Origin of the sequence: Prevotella melaninogenica, assembly GCF_018127925.1 — a bacterium.
In the GTDB taxonomy this organism is placed as follows: Bacteria; Bacteroidota; Bacteroidia; order Bacteroidales; family Bacteroidaceae; genus Prevotella; species Prevotella melaninogenica_C.
Window position 1 is genome coordinate 69,291 of the sequence record NZ_CP072348.1, and the last position, 18,282, is coordinate 87,572.

At 41.7% G+C, this 18,282-nt stretch carries 14 protein-coding genes and 1 tRNA gene; 7 read left to right on the plus strand and 8 right to left on the minus strand.

Translation table 11 applies throughout. The annotated features are described in order from the left end of the window. The first annotated feature begins 236 nt into the window (after positions 1-236). Entirely contained in the window at positions 237-725 is a 489-nt protein-coding gene (locus tag J4861_RS05810) for a porin family protein (protein ID WP_211817208.1), read from the plus strand. Between the two features lie 139 nt (positions 726-864). On the opposite strand, the gene J4861_RS05815 is transcribed toward J4861_RS05810, so the two are convergent. Together J4861_RS05815 and J4861_RS05820 are read right to left on the minus strand one after the other, a co-directional pair. Further along, positions 865-1,302 (minus strand): hypothetical protein, encoded by a 438-nt coding sequence (locus tag J4861_RS05815; protein WP_211817209.1) that lies wholly within the window; start codon positions 1,300-1,302, stop codon positions 865-867. 72 nt (positions 1,303-1,374) lie between these two features. Then, positions 1,375-1,456, minus strand: a tRNA-Leu gene (locus tag J4861_RS05820). Positions 1,457-1,748: 292 nt separating this feature from the next. On the opposite strand from J4861_RS05820, the gene J4861_RS05825 reads away from it, so the two are divergent. Continuing rightward, on the plus strand, positions 1,749-2,246 hold the full coding sequence (locus J4861_RS05825; protein ID WP_249110875.1) for a hypothetical protein: 498 nt from the start codon (positions 1,749-1,751) through the stop codon (positions 2,244-2,246). Between the two features lie 37 nt (positions 2,247-2,283). On the opposite strand, the gene J4861_RS05830 is transcribed toward J4861_RS05825, so the two are convergent. The 6 genes from J4861_RS05830 to J4861_RS05855 form a co-directional block, all read right to left on the minus strand. After that, positions 2,284-3,321 carry a S41 family peptidase gene (locus tag J4861_RS05830; RefSeq protein ID WP_211817210.1) on the minus strand — a complete coding sequence of 346 codons (1,038 nt, stop codon included), beginning with the start codon at positions 3,319-3,321 and terminating at the stop codon, positions 2,284-2,286. Continuing rightward, positions 3,318-4,154: a DUF3316 domain-containing protein gene (locus tag J4861_RS05835; protein WP_211817211.1), complete on the minus strand. Its 837-nt coding sequence runs from the start codon at positions 4,152-4,154 to the stop codon at positions 3,318-3,320. The genes J4861_RS05830 and J4861_RS05835 overlap by 4 nt, the downstream gene beginning before the upstream one ends. A 155-nt stretch (positions 4,155-4,309) precedes the next feature. After that, positions 4,310-7,036, minus strand: a complete 2,727-nt coding sequence (locus J4861_RS05840; RefSeq protein WP_211817212.1) for a DNA gyrase/topoisomerase IV subunit A — start codon at positions 7,034-7,036, stop codon at positions 4,310-4,312. A gap of 521 nt (positions 7,037-7,557) precedes the next feature. Then, positions 7,558-8,028 carry an HU family DNA-binding protein gene (locus J4861_RS05845; protein WP_211817213.1) on the minus strand — a complete coding sequence of 157 codons (471 nt, stop codon included), beginning with the start codon at positions 8,026-8,028 and terminating at the stop codon, positions 7,558-7,560. Positions 8,029-8,119: 91 nt separating this feature from the next. Next, positions 8,120-9,904: a fimbrillin family protein gene (locus J4861_RS05850; RefSeq protein ID WP_211817214.1), complete on the minus strand. Its 1,785-nt coding sequence runs from the start codon at positions 9,902-9,904 to the stop codon at positions 8,120-8,122. Between the two features lie 33 nt (positions 9,905-9,937). After that, positions 9,938-10,159, minus strand: coding sequence for a hypothetical protein (locus tag J4861_RS05855; protein ID WP_211817215.1), 222 nt, complete (start codon positions 10,157-10,159; stop codon positions 9,938-9,940). A gap of 481 nt (positions 10,160-10,640) precedes the next feature. Between J4861_RS05855 and J4861_RS05860 the strand changes: the two genes are divergently transcribed. From J4861_RS05860 to dxs, 5 genes are all read left to right on the plus strand, one after another. Next, positions 10,641-12,188 carry a glycine--tRNA ligase gene (locus tag J4861_RS05860; protein ID WP_211817216.1) on the plus strand — a complete coding sequence of 516 codons (1,548 nt, stop codon included), beginning with the start codon at positions 10,641-10,643 and terminating at the stop codon, positions 12,186-12,188. Positions 12,189-12,299: 111 nt separating this feature from the next. Continuing rightward, positions 12,300-12,995: a BamJ family beta-barrel-assembly machinery protein gene (bamJ, locus tag J4861_RS05865; RefSeq protein ID WP_211817217.1), complete on the plus strand. Its 696-nt coding sequence runs from the start codon at positions 12,300-12,302 to the stop codon at positions 12,993-12,995. A 236-nt stretch (positions 12,996-13,231) separates the two neighbouring features. Beyond that, a complete protein-coding gene (locus tag J4861_RS05870) occupies positions 13,232-14,653 on the plus strand; it encodes an MATE family efflux transporter (RefSeq protein WP_249110876.1) in 1,422 nt (473 codons plus the stop codon). Between the two features lie 326 nt (positions 14,654-14,979). Beyond that, positions 14,980-16,062, plus strand: coding sequence for an OmpA family protein (locus J4861_RS05875; RefSeq protein ID WP_211817218.1), 1,083 nt, complete (start codon positions 14,980-14,982; stop codon positions 16,060-16,062). 272 nt (positions 16,063-16,334) lie between these two features. Beyond that, positions 16,335-18,254 carry a 1-deoxy-D-xylulose-5-phosphate synthase gene (dxs, locus tag J4861_RS05880; protein WP_211817219.1) on the plus strand — a complete coding sequence of 640 codons (1,920 nt, stop codon included), beginning with the start codon at positions 16,335-16,337 and terminating at the stop codon, positions 18,252-18,254. Positions 18,255-18,282 lie beyond the last annotated feature (28 nt).

Here is an 18,282-nt window from a genome sequence, read left to right on the forward strand (position 1 = left end):
CATACGGATTGAAATAGAGTGTATATGAGGTTAGAATTCGTTTATCGCGAATATAATAAGAAACTTAAGACTATTAGGGATAATACTCTAAAAATCGTTTTATAAAAGGACATTTTTTCAATTTTAGTTATTCTGTTAATCAGAAATAATAAGCTGATAGGTTTTTATAACCATTCTTTTTGTAAGATGTCCTCACTCTAAATAAACTTATTTTTTTAACATAACAATTATTAGAAATGAAAAAACTTTTACTTTTAGTATGTGCTGCAGTTATGAGTCTTTCAGCTTCAGCGCAGGCAGGTGATAAGGCACTTGGTGCACAGCTCGTATTTGGTTCTGAGACAAACAATATCGGTCTTGGTGTTAAGGGTCAGTACTACTTCACTGATCAGCTAAGAGGTGAGGCTTCTGTTGACTACTTCTTCAAGAATAAGGGTGTCTCAATGTGGGATATCAATGCAAATGTTCACTACCTCTTTGATGTAGCAAACAAGGTTAAGGTATATCCACTTGCAGGTCTTGGTTATACAAACTGGTCTTATAAGTATGAGTTTCCTGGTCTCCCTGTAGTTGAGGGTTCAGATGGTCGTCTTGCTGTTAACCTCGGTGGTGGTGCTGAGTATGAACTTACTAAGGACTTGAGCGTAAACGCCGAGTTGAAGTATCAGATTATTAGCAACTACAACCAGTTGGTACTTGGTGTAGGTGTAGCTTACAAGTTCTAAATAAATAAGGCAGGTCCTAAAGGCTCCGTGTTAGACTATAGCCTCTTGGCTAAGGTCAACGGATGAACTTTTAGGACCTGTCTATTTTGTTTAAGATAAACTACGGTGGTGGTTTTCTTACTCATAGTGGGGTGAGTTTTTATGCTTTTGATTCTTCTATCGCAATATAGACATTTGAAAGATACAGTCCTTTTTCTTTATATTGCCAAAAGAACACGTTCCTTTGTAGGCTTTTGCTGAGTATTTCGGAGGCAGTATAGCTTTCTTCATTTTCCATTCTCGTCTTGGAAAGGATGATGAAAGGAGGTGTCCATTTGTCCATAGCTACCAAACTTAATGTGTCTGGAATAAAAGGCTTACGTCTGTTTTTCAGGGCAAAACCAATGTAAACGAATATGCGATAGTCTGTATTCTTGATATATTCAATACAGCTTTCTGCTATAAGAAAGCTCTTCTTTATCCATTCTTTTTTGGATATCTCCTGTTTTGAGAAGTCTGTAATGTGGCGGTCGGTAGTGTGAACCTCAGCTGTCTGAAAACTGTCTATCCACTCCTGAAGGCTTTGTTTATATACCATCTCGGATTGAATTAGGTTTTATAAAAGAAAGAACCGGATAATTGATTACTAATTATCCGGTTCTTATTTCAGTGCGCCTAACAGGACTCGAACCTGCACAACGTGAGTTACTAGATCCTAAGTCTAGCGCGTCTACCAATTCCGCCACAGGCGCATAACGACTGCAAAGATACGCAATGTTTTGGATATAGCCAAATGTTTGGGAATTTCTTTTCTCTTATACACCTTTTCTGCCTATATGATTTTTGTTAGTAAATAATCTTATACTATTTGTTTATGAGTGAAATTAAATATATATCTTTGCGAAGAAGGTTTGGTTACTGAGTAAAATATCTCCCTGAGTTCTAATGTTATCACGATACCTTATGAGCATGAAAGGGCTGGTTTTGCAAATAACCGACTATGTATTTAACAATATTATTTCTTTAACTAACTAACGATTAACAATGAGAAAGACATTATTAACTTTTTTATTCCTGGGAGCTTTGTGTGCGTCAGCTTCTGTAGTTTACAATGGTGCTGGTGAAACCAGTGTAGTGATGAATCAGAAAACGGTGTCCGTTAAGGCTACTCCTACCAAGAATGCTTTGAGTAAAGATGAGCGTGCAGCTATCTCACTCATTACGTCTATGTATAACACAAAAGGCTTTGATAATACTGCATACCTAAAGAAACACTGCACAAAGAAGTTGCTGAAAGTGTTGAAGGCTGCGTATGATTATGAATATGATCCACTTCCAGATGCTTATGCAGGTTGGTTGTTCCGCTCTGGTGCCCAAGATGGCCCATCTAATGCACATAAGGTTCTGCGTGTTGTGAGCCTTGGTAACAACTGGTATCAGTATACTTTCTTGGATATGGGTATAAAATGTACCAATAAGGTAAAGGTTATCAAGGTTGGTAACAAACTGTTGTTTGACGAGATTAAGCAGGGTAAAACATAAAACTTAGAGTTTCTTCAGGACCTCCCAGTCCCTCCTTTTAGAGGGATTGGGGCTTGGGAAAGGTCTTTATCATCTTCCTTGCAAACTCTATAATTGTATCCTTGCCTCGTGCAAAATCCTCAGAAGCGAGCGATACCTTGTAGTCTGGGTCAATACCGAACTCCGTCATTTGTTTGTCACGATCGTACATTGGGCAAGCAGAGAAGCGCACTGACCATCCATTAGGTAGCTCGGAAGAGAAGGGTAGGCCAGCTCCGCCACCCGTACGGTCGCCTACTACAATAACATTTGGGCAGCACTTCATATATTTAACAAACTCATTAGCAGCAGAGAAGACGCTACGATTGGTCAATACGATAACTGGTTTCTGCCATCGGATTCCCTTCCCTGGCTTGAGATATTCTGGTTGTAATGCAGAGAAATCGTTATGTCCTTTTCCCGTTTTATGCTGTATGTAGCCAACGAGTAGCTCCTCGTTTGTGAAACGTGCAGCAAATGCTTCGGCATTTGTTAGATTACCACCTCCGTTGTTGCGCACGTCGATAATCAGTCCGTTACAAGGTTGAAGGTGAATGAATATATCGTCAAGGTTACCAGCTCCAATAGCATTTTGGAAGGTTTCACAACGTACATAGCCGATGTTATCATCAAGGACAGTATAGTCTAAGCCACTTGCAATGAGGTAATCAGTCTTAAGATAAAGACGTTGAAGTGTGTCAGAGTAGTTCTTGGGATAGTCTTCATGCCATGACCAATAGCGACCTACGTTGAAAGAGGTATATAAATTGACGTGTCCGTCCTTCAGTTCAGATAACATATTGGTCATAACTTCGAACTGTTGCTTGGCTGTCATAGCGTTGTCAAACTGGCGTGCATAACGGCTGTGTACCTCCTGCCAGTCTATTCCTTTCTGTGAGAAGAAACAGTAATGCTCATCGATAATTCGCCACAAAGCCTCAAAGTTACCTTGTGGACTATCTGGAAGTTGGTCATTGGTGACACAACTTGTTGCAGTACTGAGTATCGTCAGTGCAGGAATCAGTAAGTTAAGGAGGAAATGATATAGCTTTCTCATGGGATGAATTTATTGATAGAAAACTTACGAACAATACCTAATACAAGGAGATTACTCCATACATGCTGGCGCAGTTGGTTAATCTTTGCCTGCTGATAATCGCCAAGATAGCCAACACGGAAGGTCGTGTGGCGAACCGTGAAATCAAGAGTAAGCTGCTGGCGGAGCGATGGGGCAGATACAGGAGATGTGACAACAAGGTTATGATCATAGTTGTCACGAGTAAAAATCTCGTAATAACTCTGTCCGTAATTGGGCGAGAATGTCAGTCCGAGAAGTGGAACTTGCACCTCATATCGCAGCAGAAAAGGTATCTTTCGAAGGCGGAAACGATAAGTAGCAACGGCATTCGGAGCGATATTCACTTGTCCGTAAGCCTGTGCAGGATTGTTAGAATTACGCATATTGTAAAGGAAACCGAGTCGTGTATCAACTCCTCCACCCACTTTTAAGCGTAGTTCTCCCTCTCCAACGTTCCATTGTCCTAAGGCATATTGCCAGTTGTATTGGAAGTTGTAGAAGCCACCTAATTCATTGTTATTCTCCCTTCGATTACGTACTGATAGTATTTGTGCCTGATGTACGAGTTCTCTTGATAGCTTGGTTCCGTTCTCACGCACCGAATGAGAGATATAACGAAACTCGGTTCCCGTATATTCTTCAGGTGAGAGGTAGGTGTCGAGAGTGTTTACAGCACCTATTCCCAACATCTGTGTATTGGTAATTACCTTGTTACTACGCAGTGTGTCCTGTGCAAGTGTAGGCGTTGATAAAGCGAAAAGAATTATTGCTGAAAGGGAGAAACAGCGAAATAAGGACTTTTTTAGGTTCATAGGCATAATGAAAAAGTGTCAATAAAAGTGTAAGTCAAATAGATATTGCTGTCAAACTTTAGGTGATAAGCTGGTCGAGCATTTATAAATAGTCTTTGAAGGAGGGGACATACGGGCGGTATGTCCCCTTTTTCAATTCGTTATTTATCTGTTGTTTATTCGTTGTCGAAGAGGTTTAGCTGACCAGTAATCTCATCGATGACCTGCTGTTGAGACTTACCTGCATCTGGATCGAGGTTCTCTTCCTTTTCTGTAGCTGCAGAATTCTCTTCTTGTACGTCATCTTCATTACTCTCGTCATCTCCTTTCTCCTCTTCAGGGAAGCGTGTTGGTTCCAGTTCTTCAATCTTGTCAACTGTCCAAGTTGTCAATCGTTTACCCTTTGCCTTGAATCCCTTCACGCCAACAAACTGCTCTGCATCAATCTCCTCAGTGCCGCGTGCCGCATCAGCACCACCATAAGTAATCTGTATGCGAGGGAAGGCAACATCAGTCAGCAGTACCATCTGCGAATCAGAGTTGTCACCAATAAAGTTCTGATGACGCTTACTTGCTTCCATCTGGAATCGCTTCAAATAAGGATAACCTTGATTGTCTGCATCGAAGATGACAGCTGTCCAAGGCTTATCAGCATCAAACTTCTCTATACGGAGAATGTTATCTTCGTAGTGGTTGGATGCGTCAAAGTTGGTAATATAGAACTCTCCGTTCTTAAGTATCACAAGGATGCTGTCTTGATCAGAGAACTCTCCAAGGTAACGACCATGGTCTTCGTAGTTGATACGATTGACATCTGGGTCGAACCAAACCTTACGTCCACCCAAAGTGGAGTGTCCGTGGCTCTTCAGTGAGATACGATGAATACTCTCTTTGGTCAGCAGATTACCCTTTGCAGCACGACCCTTGATGAGAATACTTGCAAAGTCACGCTCCATGAAGATGTTTTGCTTCTTCTTGTCTGGGTTCGGATCGAGTGTAATCTTTATCAACTCAGCCTCACCATTAGGGTTAGCGGTGAAGTAGTTAATCTTTGAACCAGGCGTACCGAGGGTTACGTCGTATTCCTTATCACGTGTGATAGAAGTCACGTTGAAGCGTTTGATATAGTAAGGTCCCGTCTTTCCGTCACGATAAACGACGTTATAAATCGTACGCTTATCGTTCTTCTTAAACACTTGTACGTGAAGAACTCCCTTACCCACAAATACCTTGTCGGCAATTCGGATAACCTTATACTTACCATCACGGTAGAAGATGATCACGTCATCGAGGTCAGAGCAGTTCTGAACGAACTCAGCCTTCTTCAAACCCGTACCAATGAAACCTTCCTGACGGTCGATATATAACTTCTCGTTGGCATCAACCACCTTAGCAGCAACAATCGTGTCGAAGCTCTTAATCTCTGTACGACGTGGATGGTCGCTTCCGTACTTCTCTTTCAGGTGTGTGAACCACTCGATAGTGACGCGAACCATCTCGCTAAGATCCTTGTCAATCTCGGCAATCTCAGCCTTAATCTTCTGAATCAGTTCGTCAGCCTTATCCTTATTGAACTTCAGAATACGCTGCATCTTGATTTCCAAAAGGCGGATGATGTCGTCACGTGTCACCTCACGGATAAATGTCTTCTTATATGGCTCGAGTTTTGAGTCGACGAAGCCCACAACTTCATCAATATCTTTAGCCGTCTCGAACTTACGTTCCTTATAGATACGGTCCTCGATGAAGATACGTTCAAGCGAGTTGTAGAACAACTGTTCCTCTAATTCATGCTTGCGAATCTCTAACTCTAACTTTAATAAAGCCTTCGTATGTTCGGCAGAATTGCGCAATACATCTGATATCGTCAAGAACTCTGGTTTGTTGTCTCGGATGACACAGCAGTTTGGCGAAATGTTTATCTCGCAATCAGTGAAAGCATAGAGGGCATCAATGGTCTTGTCACTTGACGTACCCGGTGTAAGATGAAGTTGAATCTCCACCTCCGAAGCAGTCATATCCTCTACTCTGCGAATCTTCAGTTTGCCTTTCTCAACAGCCTTCGTGATAGACTCTTGAAGCGTGTTAGCGGTCTTTGTAAAAGGAACCTCACGGATGACGAGGGTTTTATTATCGAGCTTCTCAACCTTTGCACGCACCTTCAGAACACCACCACGCTGACCATCATTATACTTCGATACATCAATGCTACCGCCTGTTGGGAAGTCTGGATAGAGGTTAAACTCCTCGCCACGCAGGTAGCTGATAGCTGCATCACAGATATCGTTGAGGTTATGTGGAAGAATCTTGGATGACAAACCAACCGCAATGCCCTCAGCACCCTGTGCCAAAAGCAGTGGGAACTTTACAGGAAGCGTAATCGGCTCTTTGTTTCTGCCGTCGTAAGAAAGTTGCCATTCTGTTGTCTTCGGATTGAAGACAGTCTCTAAGGCAAACTTTGATAGGCGCGCCTCAATGTATCGTGGCGCAGCAGCACGGTCACCAGTGAGAATGTTTCCCCAGTTACCCTGCATGTCGATGAGTAGGTCTTTCTGTCCTAACTGCACCAGGGCATCACCAATAGAGGCATCACCATGTGGGTGGAATTGCATCGTATGACCTACGATGTTTGCTACCTTATTGTATCGTCCATCATCCATTCGTTTCATAGAATGGAGAATACGGCGCTGTACAGGCTTCAAACCGTCCTCAATATGAGGTACGGCACGTTCCAAGATTACGTAGCTGGCGTAATCTAAGAACCAGTTTTTGTACATGCCAGAGAGATGATGTACGGCAGCGGCATCAAACCTGTCGGCAGGTTTATAATCAGAATGGGAATCCTGTTCCTGAGTCTCTTCCTCAGGAGTCTGTCCATCCAAGTCTTTTATTTCGTCATCCATATAGTTCTTGTTTTATCACTTAAAGAAGCAAGATTTATAAGATTTGCAAATGTACGAAAAAAAAAGGAGATTGACAAATCAGAAGATTGCAGATTCCAATAGTTCTAAATTTATACATGGAAAGGGCAGAAAACCAAACAAGCAAAGTCACAAACTTTGCATATCAAATAAAGTCCAAATGTCTAGCTGCCTATAAACTTATTAAAAAAGGTGTCTACAGCTTCAACTACTTTCGTAAAAAGCGGCTAGGCAAATTAAGTCAACTTCAATAAAGTTTAGTGTTTAACTAAGTCAACTTTTTCTAAAGATAAGGTGCAAAGATAGTCAACCTAAATCAGGAAACTACATCAGAAAAAGTCATCTTATAAGAAGCGCAAAAAAATCTTCGCGAAGAAAACTAAAATTCTTCGCGAAGAAAATTGAAATTGTTCGCGAAGAAAATCAAAATTGTTCGCGAACTTTTTTCGGATTGTTTGCGAACAATTTTTTGTTTGTCTTAGCAGAATCTTTTTACGCGCTTATCAGCCCTCTGCAGTTGGACCTGAATGTTCGGTTTCTCCTGCTTTCTTTTTTCCGTTTTTCTCCTTCTTCGCCTTCGGTTCCACCTGCTCATATGTGACATCATTCAGTGTGAAATACTTCGCAGAGGCAAGGAGCTTCACAACTGGTTTCTCAATATGCTGCTGGGCACGGAACTGCTCAACGCGCTCTACCGCCTTGCTCTTAAACGAAGGGGTCAGTGTACCCATGTCGCCAAATTCCACGATGTCGCCATTGGCTACGATGTCATGAGCGGTCTCGCTAGCAAGGTTGAGCACGGCTGCCACCTCCTGGGCATTAAAGGTTGTTGACTTAGCAATGCGTGCGCAGAAATTACGAAAGTCCACGCGTTGCCTACCAGTTGGGCGCGCTACGATGACAGTCTTTCCAGCCTGCTTGCCGATGTTCAGCTTCTGTTCTCTCAAGAAAAATTGAATAGGTTTGTTAGCCATATTATCATTAAGGCGGTCTCCGTTTGTGAAAACTCCGTAGGCTCGAGGCCTTTTAGCCCACGGAGCGTTGTGAATATTAAGGATTATCGTTTTAATACTTTATAAATGGACGAAGATATTCGTCGTGTGGGTCTGGATCAAAACTATAAACCCAGCCACCATCTGTTATAATTAGCGGCTTATAAGCATAGCCTGTTCTGTTTAATAGTGTACTCGTGTAGAAAGCTCTACGTTCCTGTTTCTTTCCACCTACTTGGATAAAAGCTAAATCCACAGTATTGTTATTGGGAGAAGTTCCTGATACTTGTATCATGGGTCGGTCATAAAGAGGAAATGTTCCCATTTGGCCACCACCCCAATTATTAATATGAAGACTTATATTATTTACCCCCGGACCACCTGTATACATGAGGACATCAGTTAAGCTAGGGAGGAACCATTTTTTTCCGACAATGCTACCACTTAGCGTTTTACCAGCTGGTAATGTTGGAGTATACTGGGCTGCCGCATAGAAATAAATATAGCCGTCAATGTTACCCTTTATGGTTACACCATCAGCACTACCAGCTCCTTCCCAAGTGTACTTATATCCGTCATCATTTGGGACATCAGTGTCTGTTCCCAATTCAGGAAACTCTACATAATGGTCATTGATGCCCGAATTACTTGCAGGAGGAGTAGTACTAGGAGTAATAGGTGTATTCCAAATGTCGACTACATCAAGGGCTGCAGCCAGCTTCTTACTTTGGCTGACAACAACACCGATAGGAACCTTTGTGCCTCCACCGTAAATGGTTTCGGAGAGCAATCCTGTTGTTCCGTCATTCATCAGGTAAATAAAATTCTTGCGGAAAGTAATATTGATGAGATAAGATCCGTTAGGTTCAGTTTTTAATACTGGGCTTAAATTGAAACTGAGATTCTTTCCCGAGAAACTTTCTCCATATACAGTTAAACTTGACCATGGACCCGCTGTCGCATTCACCTTAGTAATATTAGCCCCTGGCAGGAGATATTCATAGTTCGACGAAGTAAGTCGGAAGCCATCATTATCCTCATGCTTAGTCCATGAACCGGAACCCAAAGACGGAAAATACCCTATAAAAGTCTTTGAGCCAGAACCACTCCAACTGTCATTAGCGAGATCATAAGTGGCTGCTGTGGGAATCTCATTATTGTTTACTGCTGATAGTGACAGAGAACCGATACTCGTTGTTCCAAAGCCCCCATCCTTGTAAGCGGTAACTTTTACCCTGACACGTGACACTGCGTGACGCATCACGAATGGTACCTGCTGCTTGTTGGGAGTTGCCGTAATGGTATAGTTATTAACACGACCTAACATGACATACTCTGAAGGATTGGTAATAGTCAGATTGTTACCATTGCGAGTAAAGCTGCCACTACGATACAAAACAAAGTCATAATTACCTGGACTTAGTGAGATGGAATTATTTCCTCCTGAATTAGGAGTAAAGGAACCACCTATAATAGAACCATTTATTTCTCCTTTGAATACACCACCCTGATAAGCGAGCATGGTATAGTTTCCATTTCCTATTGAGCGTGTCATGGTGGTAGCAGCACCAGATGATTGCTTCTCGGTGTCACGTTGGAGAACAACGTCTGCAACAATCCCGTTATCCATATTTACAAAGTTATGGCTGATTGTATCAGAACTGTTGGATACGGCACGCGTCTTTCCATTTCCTGTAGTAACCTCTTCGTTATAGTCGGCAAATGTTACAGGAAATGTTAGAGACTTAGATACATTGATAGTTCCTTCACTGTTTTCTAGATTTTCATCATTGGAACAGCTTGTAAATACTGAAAGTAAAATGGATAACACCATCCATAAATAATATTTCTTACTCATCTTTATTGTCTTTTAAAGTTCTTTTTTATAAAATTATTCTTCATTCCAAGAAGGCTGTTGCTTTGCAGGAGCAAGTCCTGTTCCATCACCAATAATGACACCTCCCTCATGTGTTTGCTCTCCTCCCCAAGGAGCTTCCGATGATGCACTTGGGTTTGGAGTTACAGAAACACAAAGGGGACCTTCTGCGCATACAGGTATAACATTGCATGTCGGTTGGCTGTACGCTAATTTCTCTAGTTGTTTTTTCTTCATATTCATTCTCTAATTATATGTGATAAAAATGTGATTAAATTGTTTCTTATTTGAATTTTAAGATAAATGCAAAATGGCACAAAAAAGCGAACAAAGGAAACTCCGTGAAGTCCTTTGTTTACAACGGTTACGCCACGCTTCGCGCGCGCGTAAGATGAAAGAAAAAAAGTATGATTAAACGCTAGTAGCGCCTGTGTGTGTGTGTGTGTGTGTGTGTGTGTGTGTGTGTGTGTGTTAGCAAAATATCTGAAACTACCAAATATAAAGCACTAAAAAAGGCAAAGAAATCAAAGTTTCTTTGCATAGCTTTATTATTCTGATATGTTAATGCTAAATTGTTCACGGCTGCAAAGGTACGGATAAAATCTTAAATAAAAGAAAGAAGTAGTCCTCAATTTTATAAAGTTTCGCAATAAACCTGTTCTTATTCGGCTAAAAAAGCGTAACTTTGCGACAAAAATTAAGGTATAAATAGATAATTATGGCACAAGAGGATGTTTTCAAGAAGATTGTAAGCCACTGTAAAGAGTATGGTTTCGTCTTCCCAAGTAGTGATATTTATGATGGTTTAGCAGCTGTTTATGACTACGGTCAGAATGGTGTTGAGCTGAAAAACAATATCAAGCAGTATTGGTGGCAGTCAATGGTATTGCTACATAGCAATATTGTTGGTATCGATGCCTCTATCTTTATGCACCCTACCGTATGGAAAGCAAGTGGCCACGTTGATGCTTTCAACGACCCATTGATTGACAACCGCGATTCAAAGAAGCGTTATCGTGCTGATAACCTCATTGAGGATCAGATTGGTAAATACGAGGAGAAGATAGAGAAGGAAGTAGCTAAGGCTGCTAAGAAGTTCGGCGAGTCTTTCGATGAGGCTAAGTTCCGTGAGACCAATCCACGTGTTCTTGAAAATCAGAAGAAGCGTGACGACCTTCATGCACGCTATACTGAGGCTATGCAAGGACCAGACTTGGAGGCTTTGAAGCAGATTATTCTCGATGAGGGTATTGTAGATCCAATCAGTGGTACAACTAACTGGACAGACGTTCGTCAGTTTAATCTTATGTTCTCTACTGAGGTAGGTGCATCTGCTGATGCTACTAACAAGATTTATCTGCGCCCAGAGACAGCGCAGGGTATCTTCGTAAACTTCCTCAACGTACAGAAGACTGGTCGTATGAAGTTGCCTTTCGGTATTTGTCAGATTGGTAAGGCATTCCGTAACGAGATTGTTGCACGTCAGTTTGTCTTCCGTATGCGTGAGTTCGAACAGATGGAGATGCAGTTCTTCTGCCAGCCAGGAACCGAGATGAAGTGGTTTGAATACTGGAAGAAGCATCGTTTGGCATGGCACGAGGGGCTTGGTATGGGTGATGATAACTATCGTTTCCATGACCACGAGAAGTTGGCTCACTATGCTAATGCTGCAACAGATATCGAGTTCCATATGCCATTCGGCTTCAAGGAGGTTGAGGGTATTCACTCACGTACTAACTTTGACCTTTCTCAGCATGAGAAGTACTCTGGTCGTCAGGTAAAGTATTTCGATCCAGAGCGCAATGAGAACTACACTCCATACGTAGTAGAAACATCTATTGGTGTTGACCGTATGTTCCTTTCTGTTATGTGTCACAGCTATACAGAGGAGGCATTGGAGAACGGTTCAAGTCGTGTTGTCTTGAAGTTGCCAGAGCCATTGGCACCTGTTAAGTGTGCAGTTCTTCCTTTGGTTAACAAGGATGGTCTGCCAGAGAAGGCACAGGAGATTGTGAATAGTCTGAAGTTCCATTTTAATACACATATGGAGGCTAAGGATTCTATCGGTAAGCGTTACCGTCGTCAGGATGCTATTGGTACTCCTTTCTGTGTGACAGTAGATGGCGATACTTTGGCAGACAACACAGTTACATTGCGTTATCGTGACTCTATGAAGCAGGAGCGTGTACCAGTTGAGAAGCTGCGTGAGATTATTGAAGATCGCGTATCTATCACTGCTCTACTGAAGAAGATTGATATTGACTAATTAAAAGAAGGATAGCTGAGTCGGCTTTTTAGATTCTAATAGAGTATCAAAGTTCTCTATTGTTTCTAATAATCCCACTCCGCTATCCCTTTCCGATTTAAATAAAAGACTATGACAAAGAAAATAAAGATGCTTATTCGTCGTGCTGCAAGTGTCTTCTGCTTGGGCGGAATGCTGCTTTCTGCAGGTCTCTTTACCTCTTGTACGGAGAAAGATAACACTGTAGAGGAGTTTACTAATTGGCAGTCGAAGAACGAAACTTATTGGAATAAGCTTTATACTGCGACACAGCAGAAAATTAAGAGTGGGGACACCTCTTGGAAGATAATACTTAATTATACTTTCCAAAATCAGAAACAGACTTCTGGTTCTGCACTTACTTATAGTCCTGAGGATTATATCATTGCACATGTAGAGCAGGCTGGATCAGGCACAGCAAGTCCGTTGTATTCTGATTCTGTGTCTATGCACTATATGGGCCGACTGATTCCATCTACAACTTACACGGCTGGGCTTATCTTTGATAAGTCATGGTCAAGCGATACTTTTAATGCAGCAACATCTCGTCCGAATCATAGTTACATAGGTCTTAGTTATGATTCTAAGGGGAAACCGATAAGTCTTGTAGATGGTTTTACGACTGCTTTGATGTCAATGCATCGTGGTGACCATTGGACAGTATATATCCCTTATCAGTTGGGTTATGGTGCGAGTGCTTCGGGTATAGTGCCAGCTTACTCAACGCTTATCTTCGACTTACGATTGGTTGATTTCTCTCACCCTGGTACAAAGTTGAAGGATTCATAAATAAAGGTGTATTGTCATAGCCTTTTTGAAAGGTCTGAATGACCTTTATTCTTATAGGTAGGGACACAAGTTCCCGTGTGTTCGACTCAATAATAGCAGTGAACAGATGGGAGCAAGGTCCCTATTTTACTTTTAAGAATTTGGTATTCATAGTTAGAGCCTTTTGTTTACTATCTTTCTTTAAGCTCTCATTATTTTTTATTCAGTTTTTCATTTATTCCAAATTATAGTTTCCTGTGCGTATATCCTTTAGTAAGTCTGTTACTGAAAGTCTTCTTGCCAAGATTCGTAGTGGTGAGATGATGAGCAGGAATGAGAAGTTTAATCTCATTATCCAACTCAGTATCCCATCTATCTTAGCGCAGGTGACGACAGTGCTAATGTTCTATATTGATGCGGGAATGGTGGGTTCGCTGGGTGCAGAACCATCAGCAGCTATTGGACTTGTTGAACCAGCGACATGGCTTTTCTTCTCTTTAGTGAGTGCAGTGACAATGGGTTTTTCTGTTCAGGTAGCTCACTTTATTGGCGCTAACGACTTTGCAAAGGCGCGTGCAGTGATGCGTCATGGTTATACTTTCGGACTATGCTTTGCGTTGTTTTTATTGCTGATAACTTTTCTTATCGGTTCTCGCCTTCCTGTATGGTTGGGTGGTGGTGCTGATATCCAACATGATGCAACTGTTTACTTCCTTATCTTCTCTCTAATTATTCCCTTCCACCTTATTGAATATATGTCGGCAGCTATGCTGAAGGTGTCGGGTGATATGCGTCGTCCGAGTTTTATGGCGATATTAATGTGTGTGTTGGATGTGATTTTCAATTACTTCTTTATTTTTCCTACACGCACAGTTTCACTTTTAGGGGTAGAGATGACGATGCCAGGTTTGGGTGAAGGAGTGGCAGGTGCAGCTCTCGGAAGTCTTTTATCCTTCGTTTGTGTAGCACTTCCATTGGCTTATTATGCAATCTTTCGCAGTCCTATCTTAGCTTGGAAACAGGATGTTGAGCGTTTTGTGTGGCGTTGGCAATATATATGGAATGCAATGAAGATTGGTGCACCGATGGCATTACAATATCTTCTGATGAATGGTGCGCAACTTGTTTCGACAATGATTGTAGCCCCTTTGGGTAATATCGCTATTGCTGCTCATTCGTTTGCTATTACCGCAGAGAGTCTCTGCTATATGCCAGGGCATGGTATTAGTGAGGCTGCCACAACATTGGTGGGGCAGAGTGTTGGGGCAGATAGGCGTGATCTTCATCGTAGTTTTGCGTGGATGACTGTGTCGCTTGGTATGGTAGTCATGGCATTTATGGGTGTTGTGATGTATATCTTTGCTCCAGAAATGATTGGCCTATTGTCTCCTGTGGCTGATATCCAGGTTTTGGGAACTTCTGTTCTTCGTATTGAAGCCTTTGCCGAACCATTCTTTGCTGCAGCTATTGTTGCTTATAGTGTCTGTATAGGAGCAGGCGATACGCTGAAGCCATCCTTAATAAACTTGGGTAGTATGTGGCTTATCCGTCTGACCTTGGCTTATGCACTGGCAACGCAGTACGGTCTTCGTGGTGTCTGGTTTGCTATGGCTGTTGAACTTTCTCTCCGTGGAATGATGTTTATCTTCTATCTTTTTAGGCGTCTTAGAGAAACATAATACGTTGTTATGTTATAAAGATATGTTATATATAATAAGGTAAAAGAGCATAACTATACCAAGTTGTTATATTATATAAGGTAAGAAAAAGTTTCTTTTATTTATTGTCTAAACACCATTTTCTGAGAGAATAATAAAGTTTTGAATAACTGCTTTTGACATATTTTATTGCCCAAAAGTGTGAAAAAGATGTTGAAAAAGCACTTTTTTACTAAATAATTAGAATTTTTTCGATGAAATTATGTAGTCTATTCAAAAAAAGTACTATCTTTGCAAACCGAATATAAATAAGTCGCTAAAATTAACAGAATTAATATTAAGCATTTATGAAAAAGTTTTTGATTGCACTTTCGATGCTCGCTATGGGTATCACAAGTACACAGGCTCAGGTAGCTTACGAGAAGGCTAAGGCATTTGACAACATTTACCTCGGTGTAGAGGGTGGTGTTACTGGTCCTCTTAATTTTAATCATTTTGCTCCAGTTAACGCTGCAGCTGGTCTTAAGCTCGGTAAGCAGTTTAGCCCAGTTTATGGTGCAAACCTCGAGGGTCTCGCATTCTTCGGTGATAACCGTTGGCAGACTGGTTCTTTAGGTTTCTCTCACAGTCACACTATTGTTCGTGCCATCAACCTCGGTTTGAACGGTACTATCAACTTCACAAACCTTTTCTGCGAGTACAACCCAGATCGTCGTTTCGAGGTAGGTGCTGAGGCAGGTATCGGTTATTGGATCACTTACGGTGACAAGCACATCATTCAGACTAATAACACTGGTGATGATACAGAGTTGACAGCTAAGACTGGTCTTACTTTCGCTTACAACCTCGGTGAGAAGAGAGATTGGCAGCTTTATGTAGAGCCGGCTGTTCTCTGGAACCTTACACACGGTCCTGGCGATGCTATTCAGTTCGGTAAGCAGGCTGCTCAGCTTGGTCTCTTCGTAGGTCTTAACTACAAGTTCAAGACTTCTAACGGTACACACAACTTCAAGGTATGGAATGTTGGTGAGTTGAACGATGAGATTAACTCTCTCCGTGATCAGCTTAATGCTAAGCCAAAGGAGGTTGTTAAGGAGGTTGTTAAGGAAGTTGTTAAGGAGGTTCCTGTACAGACAGCTCAGACTCTCTGCATTGACAACTTGGTATTCGTAACATTCGCTCAGGGTAAGTACTTCCTCACAAACGAGGCTAAGAAGGCTCTTGATGATGTTAAGGCAGGTCGTCACGTACAGATTGTAGGTACAGCTTCTCCAGAGGGTCCAAAGGCACTCAACGATCGCCTCTCTCAGAACCGTGCAGACGTTGTTGCTAAGTATCTCCAGAGCCGTGGTGTCATCGTTGATGAAGCTAAGGGTCAGGGTGTACAGGGCGTAACTTCTAACCGTTTGGCTGTTGTTTACGTTAAGTAATTAAGCTACCAATTAGCTAACCTTAATAAGGTTGGTTGACTGAAATAATAAACAGGGATGAATCTTTAAGGTTTGTCCCTGTTTTTTATGTCTTATTTTTATTCGTTTCTTACCTAATTATACTTTATTTATCTGTGTAAGAAAAAATATATCGAGCTGTGAAACAGAGCTTCATTTGTAAATTAGACCATAAATAATAGAATACATCTCTGTTTTATTTTGCCCTTTAATCTATTTAGCGTACCTTTGCATTGGTTTCATGTTATTTGATAATGTCAAAGGAAAATAGATTCGACCTTTTAAATAAAATACAATCGCCTGCAGACTTGCGTAAGCTTTCTTTGGATGATTTGCCAAAGTTATGTCAGCAGTTGCGGAAGGATATCATAGAAGAGGTTGCCGTTAATCCAGGTCATCTTGGCTCCAGCTTAGGTGCAACTGAAATAACGGTGGCGTGCCACTATGTTTTTAATACTCCAGAAGATCGTATCGTATGGGATGTCGGTCATCAAGCATACGGCCATAAGATTTTGACGGGTCGTCGTGAGAAATTCTGTAATAACCGTAAGTTAAATGGTTTGATGCCATTCCCTTCTCCTTTTGAGAGCGAGTATGATACCTTTACTTGTGGACATGCCTCTAACTCTATCTCGGCTGCCTTGGGCATGGCTGTTGCTTCTAACCTTACGAAGCAGCATCGTCATGTCGTTGCTATTATTGGCGATGGAGCCATGAGTGGTGGTTTGGCTTTCGAGGGTCTGAACAATGTTTCCAGCCAACCTAATGACTTACTTATCATTCTTAATGACAATGATATGTCTATTGATAGGGCAGTGGGTGGTATGGAACAGTACTTGTTGAAGCTTGATACCAACGAGACATACAATCGTTTACGCTTCAAGGCGTCACAATGGTTGCATGATAAAGGCTTATTGAATGATGAACGTCGAAAGGGTTTACTGCGTTTTAACAATGCTCTTAAGTCAGCCTTAGCACATCAGCAGAATATGTTCGAAGGTATGAATATTCGTTACTTCGGACCTTTTGATGGGAATAATGTTGAAGAGTTGGTTCGTATTCTTCGTCAGTTGAAGGATATGAAGGGACCAAAGTTACTTCATTTACACACCAAGAAGGGTAAGGGATATGAACCTGCTGAGAAGAGTGCTACGGTATGGCATGCTCCAGGTAAGTTTGATCCAGAGACGGGTAAGCGTATAGTGCAAGATTGCAGTAATGAACCTCCAAAGTTCCAAGATGTATTTGGAAAGACATTGTTAGAATTGGCAAAGAAGAATCCTCGTATTGTAGGTGTCACACCAGCTATGCCGACGGGTTGTTCTATGAATATAATGATGAAGGCTATGCCTGACCGTACCTTTGATGTTGGTATTGCTGAGGCGCATGCAGTCACTTTCTCAGCTGGTATGGCAAAGGATGGTTTGCAGCCTTTCTGTAATATCTATAGTGCCTTCTCACAGCGTGCATATGATAGTATTATCCACGATGCAGCTATACTTAACCTTCCTGTAGTCCTTTGTTTGGACCGTGCTGGATTGGTAGGTGAAGATGGTGCGACGCATCATGGTGCTTTTGATATGGCTTTCTTGCGTCCAATCCCTAATCTTACGATAGCTTCTCCGATGGATGAACGTGAACTTCGTAGATTGATGTACACGGCACAGTTGCCTGATAAGGGAACTTTTGTGATTCGTTATCCACGTGGTAATGGTGTTTTAACTGATTGGGAGTGTCCTCTGAAAGAGATAGAGGTAGGAACAGGACGTCGTCTTCATGATGGCTGGGATGTTGCTGTATTGAGTATCGGACCTATTGGTAATGATGTTGAAAAGGCTATAAAACTGATAGAGAGTGCTGAATCTCCAAAAACAGAAGGTCATTGTCCATCAATCGCACACTATGATATGCGTTTCTTGAAACCATTAGACGATAAACTTCTTGAAGAGGTTGCAAGTCGTTTCTCACGCATCATAACGATAGAAGATGGTGTACGTAATGGTGGATTGGGTTCTGCTGTTACAGAGTGGATGAGCGATCATGGCTATACACCACAGATAACTCGTATGGGTATGCCTGACCATTTTGTAGAGCAGGGAACGGTACAACAGCTACGTGAAATCTGTGGAATAGATCTTGAAAGTATCAAGAAAGAGCTAATTAAGGCTAACTGATAATTTTTCACTTACGCCTCACCATCGT